This is a genomic window from Methylicorpusculum oleiharenae (genome assembly GCF_009828925.2).
Classification (GTDB): domain Bacteria; phylum Pseudomonadota; class Gammaproteobacteria; order Methylococcales; family Methylomonadaceae; genus Methylicorpusculum; species Methylicorpusculum oleiharenae.
The window spans coordinates 1871108-1884716 of the sequence record NZ_WUTY02000001.1 but is presented as its reverse complement, the minus strand read 5'-3'; the positions used below and the strand labels follow the sequence as shown (position 1 = coordinate 1884716).

Here is a 13609-nt window from a genome sequence, read left to right as displayed (position 1 = left end):
TTTTGCTCATATTCTGGAGGTAACCCGAATCTTCAAAGGTTGCGGCATATTTTCCGGCGGTGGCTTATTCACAGAGAAGTTCAACTTCGGCAACACAGCCTCTATCGCGCTATCCACCTCTTTTTTGCCGCTAGTACCGGCCAATTCCGCCCGCTTGACTCGCCCATCGGGACCAACCCATATATTGAGTTGGACGGTGTAACGGCTTTTTCTGGCGCTGGTTCCGGCCAACAAGCTCTGCAAGTCCTCTTCCAGACCGCGTTTTACCTGACCGCCATACCAAAGAATTGCGCTACCACCGCCGCCGCCCAACAATCCGCGTCCGCCTTTTTTGCCAACCAGACCAAACCCATCCGCACCCGCGCCGCCTTCGGCATCCAGGCCTAACTCTTCCCCTGCCGGCTCTTCAGATTCTTCCGGTGAAGGCTCGGGCTCTTCTTCCGGCTCAGGTTCCTCAATTTTTTCAGGCTCCGGTTCCGGCGGTTTGACTTCTGGCGGCGGGGGTGGAGGTGGCGGTGGTTGAATCATCGTAATTTGCTGAATTTGCTTTTTCTGCTGCACAGGCTTTTCGAATTTGCCTTGAATGACATACAGCGCAATCGCCAACAGTAAAGTCAGGACAAAACCGACCCCCAGCGGCAGATACCGCAGTAATCGCTTACGCTTATCCATGGGAAATTATTTGACCAGTTTTTGAGTCACCAGTCCCAATTGACTGATTTCAAGGCGTGTAACCACATCCAGTACTTCAATGACTTTTTCGTATTGAATCGCTGCATCGGCTTTTAAAACGACCGGCAAATCTGGATTGGCCGCTTTGTATTGACCCAGCCGGGTTTCCAATTCCAGGATCGAAACTGGATAAGTATCCAGATAAATCGTGCCGTCCTGAGCTATTGAGATCGCTTTGGTTTTGGGTTTGCTCAATGCGGGGGTGCTGCTGGCCTTGGGCAGATTGACGGTTATCCCCTGAACGGTCGCAGTCGTCATGATGATGAAGATGATCACCAAAACATAAGCCACATCGAGCATGGGTGTAACGTTGATATCATCGTAAACTTTATCGTCTTCGCCAAATAACATGACTTATTCTCCTCTATTGCGGTCGGCGATACGTTCCGACACAACGGCCAGAAACTCATCGGTGAATATGCGCATATCGGCGGTCAGTGTCTTGACCTGGGATAACAAATAGTTGTAGGCAAAAAGCGTTGGAATCGCCACCAAAAGCCCGGCAACCGTTGTAGCCAGGGCCGCTGAAATACCCGGCGCAATGGTGTTGATATTGACATCGCCTGTTGCCGCAATCACCGCAAAGGTAATCATGACACCCATGACCGTCCCGAATAGACCTAAAAAGGGTCCTCCAGAAATAGCAATGGTCAGCAATACCATGTTTTTGTTCAGCTTTTGATATTCCTGAACGACGGCAGCATCCAGGCGTGCCCGCACGACATTCAGTGCTTCCACACTCAAAGTCGAGTTAGATTGCTTATCCCCCAAGCGTTTTTTCAACTCTTGAACGCCGGCATGATAGACATGGTAAATCGGCGAGCTTTGAAAGTGATCATGCTCACCCAGCAAGGTTTTCAGAAATTCGGATTCCTCAAGTTCCTGCTCTTCTTCGGTCTCGTCTCGGTCTAATGACTCCAAATCGCCCGTTTCGACTCTCCGGTATTGCTTTAAAAAAGCAATGTTATCCTGTTGGGCACGCCTAAGAGCAAAACCCTTGGTGAACATGACCAGCAAGCTCATCACCAACATCGCCCCACATAAGCCAATGACCACCCAACCGTCAGTAGTCAGACTTTGCAGAATGGTTAAGGCATAGTTTGGTCCTGAAGCTGCCCCGGCCGATTCATCCTGACCGAAATTAAGCACATTATGATCGGGGCTTTGGCTGCGAAATTGTAATTTGAGCCAATCGGGAGTCCGTGCCTGTTTGGCGACCTGCACTTCATCCAGCCAACCGGAAAATGCGTCACCGATCAGCAAGGCGGGGTTGGCACCGACCAGTTGAATGCTGATTTGCGCGACCGATTGACCGTCGACATACAACTGAAGAGCCTCTTTCTGAAGCACTAAAGCAATATGATGCCACTGACCTGGAGTTAGATTGACGCCAGCAGTTTGGGCCAATGGGCCCCCTGTCACTTGATAGTTCGCACTGATCGAAGCATCCTGAAGGACCAATCTAACCAGGATTTTATCATCCTGGGCCTTAAACAAAGTGGCATTGGCCTGATTTTGATCGAACTTGACCCAGCTATTGAAGGTAAAGCCATTATCAACGTTGAGCTCTAAGGCTGGATTCGCATTGACAGTAATCCCACCCTGACCGTCAAATTTCGCCGCTGCTCCAATCAACCCCGCATTATCGATAGATGCTTTCGACTCTGCCGCATTGACGCCATAGGCAGTGGCATCCAGAGGTAATACTTCGCCTTCGGCAAAATGGAACACCAACGATTGATTGACATCGTAAATACCTTTCGGATCGGAGCCATCCGCGGCATTGGCGTTTCCATAGTACATGGCAAAGCCGTCGGTGCCGACACCACCCCGAACGACAGGCAGCTTGACCCAAACCAAACCCAATTCGGTCAGTGCATCGATTTTTTCGACGTGATGTTTGAGCGCAGTCTTATCGTCCAGCATAAAACGCAGATCTTTGCCATTTTCTGCCAAATCGAAAAAGAATCCGAAATTGCCGGCATGTAAACGCACCAAGACCGGAAACTCATTGAGCGTCTCCTGAATATCGGCGCCGGTAGCAGAAGCATCCACTGTCAATTGTTTGCGCGACGGCCAGCTGTCATTCCACCAGGCGTGCGCCACTACCGGGATTAACAATAGAGCAAGGCCGAACTTGATCCGGCGCAATAAGTTTTTGGTCATCAATTTTTTATTCCCACGTTAAAAATTATATTTGAGCTTTAAACTACGTAAACGCCGTTGATTTGTGAGTTTCTATCCTAGTCACTGATCAAATTTAGGCACCTCCTTAAGGCAATAGAGGTTTTGACCTATATCACCTGTCACACTAATAACCGCAGCGCATTACAGCGACCGGTATTGCTTAAAACTTAACCGCCGCAACCGGCTTTACCTTCGCGAATATCCCCGACACTGCATTCACCGTAACCGACCACGTCGGCACTGAGCATACTGACTGCTGTCGTTGATCCGTCCGCATTATTAGCCTCCTGACTCGAACCATCACCGCTAGCCGATTGTGAAGCGGATTGCGCGGCGCTGGTTGCAGCACCATCGACCCCGGAGATCGCCACAGGAACAGAAACCGTCGTGGGTACTCCGACGGTACCGCCAGAAGCTTGAATATTTGAAGCCCCGATTACGGCAGTGGCAGCAATCACTATGCGCCCTCCGCTGATACCCGCCTCACCGGCATCAACAATCCCGAAGGGTGCGGCCAATGTCACTTGTCCATCACCTATCGCTTGTATACCGCTACCTGAGACAATCGGCGGAAAAATCGTTACGACGTTACCTTTCGCATCTATGACCGATATCGGAGGCGGGGCGGAAATAGCAGACTTGGCACCTTTTCCGGCATCTATGCTGCCTTCGGATGACCACACCAGAATATCGCCACCGCGCAAGGTAAAGACCCGCGACTGATTGACACTGAAATCACCTTTAACAAACGCACTCAGGTTTCCCAACTGCTGTACGACAATACCCAATTGATCGGCCGTTTTACGAATACCGGCTAATTGCCCCGCCAAGCCGACATCGATATCGCCGCCGGGCACCGCCAGATTGATATCGCCTCCGGCAAGGGTTTTAACCTGGCTGAATACAAGGCGAAGATCGCCCTGATACGATTCATCCGGAAACAAGGCTTTTACCGCATCGAAACCGCGCTGGTATAATGCGGCGCGTTGCGACTCGTCGACTGCAGCGGCAGCGCTGGCAGACTCTTTTAATTCATTGAAAAAGATCCTTAATAGCGTTTGCTGATTAACGCGCAGTTCCTGGTCGCTTAAACCTTCCAAACTGGAGAGCAACTCACTGTATTCGGGCACGGAGCGGTATTTGTCGACAAAACCCGCATAATCGAGCGTGCCGTCCAAACCGGTCAGGATATTGATTCCCGCCCCCGTCACACTCAATGACGAATTGAATAAATTGCCTATCGTCTGAATGCCTTCGGCGCTGCCGAGATTGATATTTCTACCGGCCAAAACCTGCAACTCGCCGGGTCCCCCAAGCTGAAACTTCCTGATGTTGGAAAGAATATTCCCATCGTCGTTCATGACCGTATCGAAGACGATATCGCGGCCAGCTTGAATCAGGGTGATATCGTTCGCCGCCAGATTCTGGCTGTTCACAGCAACATTGAGAATATCTCTACCCGCTTGAAGTGTCGCAGCCTTGGGTAAAAAGAAGGTGACTTCGGTATCGGACGAAAATCCGATATCACCTTGATTTGCGATAATCAGCGGTCTGAGCGGGTTATTTACGTGCAACGGAGTCGACGCATGCACGATATTCGGGAACGGATTGGCGGGATCGAGACGTTCCCGTGCTCTGAAAATGCCATCATTCAAGCTGCCTTCAAGCTGGACCGCCGGACGCAAAATGCCCGGCAGCAACGAAATATCGGTGTCGGACATATTGATACTGAACAATTTGGCGGAATTGAGATCTGCACCGAAATTATTTTGTGCAAGCAACTCCAATTGACCCTGTGTCGACGGAAACAAAGTCATGGCGTTATTGATCCTGATGTCACCGGCATAAGCGGAGGCTTTTAAGGTACCCGGATAAATAGCATATTCGAACCCCGACTCACTGTCGTTCAACAAGTTTTTAACCCGTTTGATTCCGGCAACATCGTTTTGGAGCACGATATTACCTGCCGTCGCAGCAAGATTAACTGCACTGGAACCACTGTATGAGAAGAAGCGCGAATCAGAGCCTCCACCGGGCGGTAGCTGGATCTGTCTAAGCGCTGTCGGATTGAGCACCGATGCCAGATTCAGATCACGACGTGCCTGCAGGTCATAGATACCATCACCCAAATTCAAAAGGACCCCGAGACCGGATGCAGCTTGGGCGATACTGCCGCCCGCTTGAAGCTTGCCACTTCCCAATCCAACATAGTATTCACCGCCGACGATATCGTTTCCGGCATTAACGTGCAGATTACCGCCGCCATTGATTACGGTACCGTTCTCGCTCCAGGTCGTCAGATTGGCACCGAACTTTCCGAACGGTTTACCTGTCGTGGGCATCATCACTGACAGGTCGCGAACATCGCCGCCGGCATCAACCGTGACATGGCCGCCACCCAAGGCACCCACGTTCTGATTGAAGAAATGCACGCTTTTTGGAAAAACCGAGATTCCGCCGCCGATGTTCACTGCGCCGGAACGTACACCGTTGATATTGATACCCCAGGCGGTAGGGCGTCCATTGATGTCAAAGGCTCCGCTCTTAACCAACCAGTCTGTTATCTTCTGACCGGTCATGATGCCTTCGATATCACCACCCGCACGTAAATCGATGGAGCCGCCTTCTGTAGGATATTCAGCCAACAGAAATTGCAGGCCTAATTGAGGAGAGTTGAAATAACCATACCGCATTAACTCATCCATAGCATCAGGAACCAAACGGTTCAGGTAATCGATATCTGTCTCTCCAGGATTTCGAGCAGGTGCCTCGGGTATGCCGGCTATCAACTGAGCTCGTGTGAATTTGGCCGGTGAGCCCATCGTGTAAACTGCCGCCGCCGCCTTCGCATCGTTTGCATCTTTCAAAAAACTGATATCACCGTTGGCATCTATGCGAATATCACCCGTGCCGGTTCTGACCATAACCTGGGTTTTCACTAAATTATTAGGGTTGGAACTCAGCGGATTGGGCCCCATGTAGGAACTTGATAACTTGACATCACCCCCTGCGATGAGCTGGTAACTCCAGGAAAGTCCGGGTTGCAACATGTCCTGAAATCTTTGATTTTGATTGCCGCCAGGAATCGGCGCAGTTGCGAACGCATCAGTCAGTGACGCAGCAATGTTCAAGTCGCCCGAAGACCTCAGGGTTAGAAAGCCAGGCAATGATTTATTGCCGGTCGCATCGGCATAACGCCAGTTGGAAACCCAACTTTGCGTCACCGTATTCCAACTGCCATCCATGAAATCCCATTTATCCTGTAACGTCAGATCACCGACGCTGCTGATTTCCAGTCCGGGCAAGAGCTGAATGTCGGCACCCGACAGATTGACAGGTGCGTGAGAGATGCTCATGAATGAAGCGGTATCGGCTTTCCAGTTACTGATATCCGAGGCCGTGATAATCCCGGCAGCCGGGATAAAAGTCCGCGTCGCTTCCAAGGCAGTGCGAAATGGCTCTGAACCAATGATGGCGCTATTGATAGCGGTTACAGCGACGCTACCATCAGCATCCCGTCCAGTCCGCAGGTGCACCGAACCACCGGAACCATTAGCGCCAGCAGAGACATTGATAGAACCGCCTTGAGCTGAAAGGTCCAATAATCCGGAACCGGCCGCATCCCGATGTACCGTATCGAGCTTGACTCGACCACCTTCTCCGCCCGGCGTCATTGCCCGTGCGTCGATAGCGCCATTGGCTCCCAAAACAATGCCGTTTCTACCGTAAATATCGACCACGCCGCCTTCGGCGCCGCTGACATCGATCCGACCGTCGATTGAAACCTGCCCCTGATCCAGAGTCAAATCGAAACGTTTGGCTTTGACTGAATCGCTGTCCGTAATCATGACGTCACCGTTTCGCTGCCGCAGCCGCAGTTCCTCAGCAAATCCTGCCTCAGCCAGTTTATCGTTGAGCAATGAAAAGCCCCCGACACCGAAAGTATCGACATCCAGGCTGAAACTACCTTGACGCAATTGAGGCTCGGCAAACCCGCCCGAACCCGCATCGATCAAACCAAGCCACTGGAACGATCCCTGCGCGGCACTGACTTTCAATGACCCGGCATTACTGGCCTGTTGCGCGTTGCTGCCCTGGGTGTCGCCGACCAAACCAGCACCTCTAAGATTTATGCTCGTGCCATCCGCCAAGTTAATGTTGCCTAAATTGGACGTCAGTTGCACCGTGCCCGCCGGTGAATACCGGTAATGATCAGCAAATTGAATGACTCTACCCGCAACATCGATATGTGTGCCGCTGTTCAGTGAAATATCACCGGTCAAGCTAGTGAGTTCCAGTATCCCGGACGGCAGATCGAAATGCCCTCCCGTACTGACAATGTCATTCGCCACGATGGTCCATTTGACACCCAAACCGATAGGGGGGCGTTCGGTATCAACTGTCCCTGGCGATGTGATGTCGACACGATAACCTGACGCATCAATCGTTGTCGTGGCTCCGTGGCCTCCGGATAAAGTTCCGGCGTTCAAGCCGAGATTTCCGGCCACTCGCAAATAGCCAGGAGCGGATATTGCGCTTCCAGTCGCATCGGTAAATTGACCTGCCCCTAAAATTCCGCCGGTTGCATTGAAGTCAACCTGACTGAAACCCTGGATCGCATAGCTACCGCTGCCAAGTTCGATATCACGTGCATTGAACGACAAGAGGCCTGTTCCAGTTCCAATCCGATCGGCCGTAGCACCGCCACCAAGCAGCGTAATATGCTCGGCGGTGATCGATGCATTGCCGCCTTGATTATTGAAACCATTGATATTCGCCGCGCCCAAAATCAATTGCCGCGTCGATACATCAACGCTACCGTAAATATCAAAATCGGTCGCACTGATCAGCCTTAATTCGTCAAGATTGAACTGCGTGGAAGACAATACCAAACCCGGCGTATTATCCGGCACGGCACCAATGCTGATCCGTCTCGACTTCAAGGCAAGCGAGCCACCCTGCATGTCGATATCGCCGTCGAACACGGTATTTTGGCTGGCATCGAGCAACATTGAGCCCTTTGCACTGAGTCTGGCGCCTGCCTCAACTGTCAGTATTCCGGTATTGCCGGTAACGGTCTTGTCTCGGATGACATCGATCTGGCCGGCAGCCGATACGCGCAATAATGCGCCGTCACTGTTTTCCGGTTCGTTACCCAGGGTCCGGTTCTCAATCAGCAAATCAATGCCATTGGCATTGTTAGAGCCAGTGCTTTCGATGGCTGATCCGGATTTGAGCGTCAGCGCATCCTTGGCAGCCAAAATAATTTCAGCACCGGACAATTGACTGTCGCCGTCGACAGTCAGGGTTTGCGTCGTAACCGTTATCCGTTGACCTTTTTTATCCTTGCTGCGCAAACCGCCGAGCAGCAGACTGGGTGCGTTCAGATTGTTCAGATCCTCAGCCCACAAGGTCACCGTGCCCGGAGCGCTCGATGTCAGATCTACTCGGCGGCCGACTACTGCCAGGCGATCCGCACTGATATCGACCTGACCGCCTTGACCGTTCGCGACTGGCGCAGCGGATAAATTCGCAGCCAAAGTCAAGCTAGCTTGTGCCGCAATTGCCAGAGTGCCGGCATCATCAGGCAATTGCGGCGCCAAGGTGCCATTGAGGCGGGCTTTATCGGCAAAGAAGGTATTTGCTGAATAATCCGCAAATTCTGAATAAGTTCGTGCAACCGAACCCGGCTCTACCGCAAAGCCTTGCCATCGTGCATCTTCTATTCCAGCGGCTGGCGCTCCATAGCGGCCGGCCACCACCGTGACGCCGGCAAAGTCGACAAATGACTGATTGGGGAGCATATCCTGGTTGCCGGCCCTGGGCGTAACCAGAAAAGCTCCCGGCAACAGGGCATATCGGGCAGGCAAGAGCTTATACCAGCCCGCGCTCAAACCAGCACTACCGGCCAGATAGACGCTATCGCCAACATGCAGATCGGAAGATGGAAATTCGAGCGGATCATAAGGCGTCAGCGCACTACCAAGCGCCGGCAGCACCGCGAATTTTTCAACGAAATCAGGCTGGCTGGCATCCAATAAGTCCCTGGATCCGCCGGGTCCTGGAATAAATTCATAGGCGTACAAATCACCACCGCCCGCTAAATCGATATTGGCGCCATCCTGCAGTAACACATCGCGGCCGGTCAGTGTTAAACGTTTTTCAGGCGGCTCATCAATGACCAGGTTCACCGAACCATCCGCTGTGATCGGATAAAGCCAGCTCATACCGCCTGAGCCACGTCCGAACAACACCGTCAAGCCATTCCCAGCGACCGACGTCAGACTGCCCGGGACCAATTCGAGCGTGTTTTGAGCATTAAAAGTTAACGTCCCGAAAGGCGCCTTGACCACACCTCTTTGAATGATATTCGGCGCTGCGAACGTCAGATTGCCGCCCGCTGAATACACGGGGCCCGGTGTACCGCCACTGTTAGAAATCGTTATCGTATTAGTGCCGTTGTTCTCAACGGAAAAGGTATAGCGGGTCAACGTCGAAGGATATAATTGAGCTGCACTAATAGTGAGATCACCGGCCAGTTTCAATTCGCCCAGAAAATCCTTGGTATCGTTTCTGATTCGAATACCGACGGCTCTTATATCCCCCACACTGTTCAAATTGGCTTGGTTAAAACCGTTAAAACTCAAGCCACCGACCAAATCTATGCCTTTTGCCTGGACCGAGAACACCCCTTCACCGCCTCTGGCCTCGGGCGCCAGGATCGTCGAAAATTCGCCCTGATTGATTTGGGTATCGAGACGGCTCATTGTCGAACCCAGCACTGCATAAGCCGTATTGAGGGTAACCTTGGATGAATCGGTTTGAATACTTGGTGTATCCAGGACTATTTTGCCGGCCGTCGTCAAAGTCACATCACCGTCAAAACGAATGCTGCCTTGATACTGCCCATCGGCTCCCAATACATCTGTTTTAAGAGTCAGCGCGCTAAAGCCTGAATTATTCAATTGGCTGCTTTTCAGCAGGGCCAGACCGTTATAGTCTGGCGTCGAAATAACGTCGCCAGGCCTTAGGGTGTCCGATATGACCCGATTCGATCCTGCCGAAATAACGATGCTGCGCGGACGATTTCGGTTCGCTATGATATCGTCGGGAAATAAGCCATCGCCAACCGGAAACTCCGGTTTGTCGCGTAAACCACGATTGATCTCTAAAGTCAGTGCCCCGCCTTTTGCACCTTCCCCCCCTTTAACGGCGATGAATGATCCGTCAGTCAAAATCCCCTCGCCGGCCTTCATGACTATACTGCCGGCACCTGACGGTATGGTTCTGGATAAGGCTCTAGAACCAGGCTGGAGAAAATCCAGGACCTGTGCTGTGCCGGAAACGTCGATAGTCGATCCGGCATAGCTGACGATATAGCCACGATTGGCAATCAGTTCGACAGTGCCCCCGTTCAACACATCACCCGTGGTCAGACCAAAAGCATTGAGACTTGGTTTAAAACCACCTCTAGCGCTTAAACGGCTATCTGGGCCTAACCAGATGCCCTGGGATGCGAAAAATCCGCTGTCTCCCGCCGCAGGAGGCTTGATCGTCGCAACAATATGCCCCGCGGGAGTATCGATGGTTCCGTCGATAAAAATAGACGTATCTGAATTCAGCGTTACGGTCCCTTCTAAACCGGTTTTGATTAGCGACCCTTGACCGATAGTCAGCGATTCCTGACGATTTTGCGCCAGCAACTGCGCCAGGGACAGCGTCAAATGAGTCGGTGAGCGAAACTGTTCGGGCAACGTGACTTTGGCTGCAAAGCTTTTCAAATCAGCGCCAGTGTGTTGTAAAAAGGCTTCCGAATCCAACTGTAAGTTCTTTTGAACAGGCTTTAATTGAACGTTGTCAGCTACTTTCAAGCCGTATAGATTTGCCGTCACGCTGTAATCGGAAAATCCTCCTTGCTGGAAGAATTCAGGCGACAGAATCAACGGTTGATATGCGGAAACAGGCCGAACCGGTGCATCAATTGCCGAACCAATCACAACCTCGTTGGCGCTCAAGCTGAGACTGCCGCCGTGATAGAGCGCCCAACCGGACAACTCGCCGTCCAAAATCAGATTCGCAGCGGCTCCGCCGGATAACGTGGTAGCGGCTACCAATTCGATGGCACCGCCATGGCCTGCCTCGACCTTTGCTTTATTTTTAAGCCAGGCCCCGCCGCTGACATCGATGCGACTCCCACTTGACAAGTGCAGATCGCCTTGTTCAGCAACTAAGGACACCGTGCCGCCAGCCACGGATACCACGCCCAATGCCCGGCCTTGACTGACGGCCAACAAATCGTTGACCCACTGGCCGCTGACATCGATGACGGCATTGGCACCCAATACAATTGAACTGGGTGAATTGATTTCATCAATGACAGTCGGATGCAGTCTGACCTCGCCGGACGGTGAGATGATCGAGCCTTGCAGGTCGAATCCTGAGGCGGCCAAATGTAGACTGCCATCTACCGGCAACTCAATCCGCGCACCCTCAACTATTCGAACTGAACCGTTAGTGGTGATATCAACGCGATGAATGCCTGCGTTTTTGAATAAATCAGCCGCAAGATTCAAAGTCGCCGACTCACCCGACCCATCGTTGTTTCGAGGAAAGGCATCGTCAGCATCCAATGAGTTGATCGCAGCAAGATGATTGAAAACAATGTTTTGCCTACCGAAGACATTACCATTACTGAGGTTGAGCGTAAACAAACTGCCCAACGCTCTCTGATCGGGGGTTCTCTGTAAAGGACCCATAATCGTTTGACCATTCAACGCACCGTCCAGCAAACTTTCATAGGCAGTGATTCGCAATTGACCAGCATCTTTACCTTCGACATAACCTTTTTCGAAGCGTTTGAGCGACAAGCCATTAATTGACCAACGCTCGGTTATGCCCCACTTCGGATAAATCTTGACGAACTGACCGAGTATGCTGTCGTATCGACGATTCGGATCGGCCTTTGAAATATCAAAAATGAGTCCGTCGGAAACCAGTTTGGTCGTTTCGACAAAGCCATCCCGGTAAGCAACCGACCCACCCGAAAAGTCCAGCAAGCTCCCTGGGCGAGTCACCACATCGCCGCTGGAAGTCAGATTGATGGTACCCCCATCTGTGCTTCTTTCGTCTATGTTGCGGGCAATCCTGTCGACTGCGCCTTTGATGTCAGCAACCGGTATCGTTGCACTGATCAACTCACCGCTATCAGGGTCATAAACCAGATTGGCGTCACGCAGATCGACCTTGACCTTTTCGGCAAACAACACGCCATCACGCTGTAGCGGTGCATCACGTAATTCGTTTTTGCGCAGTTCCACCTCGACAACATTGCTTTCCATTGCCTTGCTGACATTCTTGACGCCGGACACATCTATCTTGCTGCCTTTCTCCATGTAGATTCTGGCATCGCCGCGAATCGTCGGATCAGCCAAATTGTCCAGTGCCGCGATATCGACCGTTCCCGATTGTGCTTGTACCGTCGAGTCTTGCCGTAAAATTACCTTATGCCCGCTGATTTCTATTCTGGATTTGAGTTGGGGTTGTGCATCGATAGCGGTAGCCGATTTGTCGGCATCCAAATTGACACTGGTTAGGCTGTTCTCGGCAAGATTGACCGTTGCACTGGTTCCCAAACCATCACCCAAGTCGGTGTTGCGTTTGGTCGTATTACCCAACAGTCGACCGCCGGTAGCGATCGGATCTCGTATGCCTTCGCGAGCCAATAATCTGACTGTGCCGTTTAATCGGACCGAGGTCGTTGCAGATGCGATACCTTGTTGATTGACGGCAAAACCGATGAGGCTGACATTACCGCGTTCGGCAATGACCTTGCCGATATTATCGACTTTACCGCCTTTACCGACCTCGACCACCAAGCCGCGGACATCCGAATCGGCACCCGCTTCCTGCAAATAAACTTTATCCTGAGCGCCAACCAACAAGGTTTGTCCGTCGTGAGTTTCAACAGTGCCGGCATTCGTCACGACCGGCGCGGCAATGATGACCCGTCCACCGGGCGCGTTGGTTTTGATTTGCGCACCCGCTTCGATAAAAATCTGAATTTTGACCTTTTCCCCGTTCTGATCAAGCACAAACTGCCCCTGATCATTTCTTAAATAAAGTTCCCCGTTGTTGCGTTCCAAAGCTGCGGCATTATTGATATCGAAGACTTTAGTGATGCCCCGTTCAAAAGTTTCATCGGTGATACCCAATGTCGTGGCAACCAACGAATTAACATTGATTTGGGAATTTCTGCCGAAGACGAAACCGTTTTGATTGACCAGATAGATCTGTCCGTTGGCACTTAGAGATCCCATGATCCGGCTGGGGTCGGCCTGGTGAATATTGTTCAGTGCAATCGAAGATGCCGACGGTTGATCAAAATGCACACTATTTTGCGCGCCGATATTGAAACTTTGCCACTGCAGGGTTGCCCGGTCTGTGCTTTGTTTAATGGTCATAGTATTACCATTGACCTGCGCTGCCGCTTGTCCCTGCGAGGCTAGGGCCGAAACATTCAAAGGGATAGGCAGTTCTGCACGAACCTCATCCAAGCCAACTCCCAGCACCAGTCCACCGGCTATCAAGGCACGTACTGCTGAAGCCAGCGGCTTGGGACGGCTAACCGGTAAAAAAGGAATGAATAACAGGTTGTTTGTCATGGTGAACCTCTTGCAGAATCGAAATCCGC

The 13609-nt window shown here is 51.7% G+C and carries 4 protein-coding genes; all 4 read right to left on the bottom strand.

Going from position 1 to position 13609, the window contains the following annotated elements:
* Nucleotides 1–6 precede the first annotated feature (6 nt).
* Nucleotides 7–672, bottom strand: coding sequence for an energy transducer TonB family protein (locus GO003_RS08620; RefSeq protein WP_159651912.1), 666 nt, complete (start codon nucleotides 670–672; stop codon nucleotides 7–9).
* Nucleotides 673–678: 6 nt separating this feature from the next.
* Nucleotides 679–1083 (bottom strand): ExbD/TolR family protein, encoded by a 405-nt coding sequence (locus tag GO003_RS08615; protein ID WP_159651910.1) that lies wholly within the window; start codon nucleotides 1081–1083, stop codon nucleotides 679–681.
* A 3-nt stretch (nucleotides 1084–1086) separates the two neighbouring features.
* Nucleotides 1087–2898, bottom strand: coding sequence for a DUF2341 domain-containing protein (locus GO003_RS08610; RefSeq protein ID WP_159651908.1), 1812 nt, complete (start codon nucleotides 2896–2898; stop codon nucleotides 1087–1089).
* A 188-nt stretch (nucleotides 2899–3086) separates the two neighbouring features.
* Complete coding sequence (locus GO003_RS08605; RefSeq protein ID WP_159651906.1) at nucleotides 3087–13580, bottom strand: filamentous haemagglutinin family protein; 10494 nt, start codon at nucleotides 13578–13580, stop codon at nucleotides 3087–3089.
* Nucleotides 13581–13609 lie beyond the last annotated feature (29 nt).

Excerpts from the sequence above, each read along its gene's own strand:
- GO003_RS08605 (WP_159651906.1), bottom strand. The coding sequence starts at position 13,580 with ATGACAAACAACCTGTTATTCATTCCTTTTTTACCGGTTAGCCGTCCC.
- GO003_RS08620 (WP_159651912.1), bottom strand. The coding sequence starts at position 672 with ATGGATAAGCGTAAGCGATTACTGCGGTATCTGCCGCTGGGGGTCGGT.
- GO003_RS08610 (WP_159651908.1), bottom strand. The coding sequence starts at position 2,898 with ATGACCAAAAACTTATTGCGCCGGATCAAGTTCGGCCTTGCTCTATTG.
- GO003_RS08615 (WP_159651910.1), bottom strand. The coding sequence starts at position 1,083 with ATGTTATTTGGCGAAGACGATAAAGTTTACGATGATATCAACGTTACA.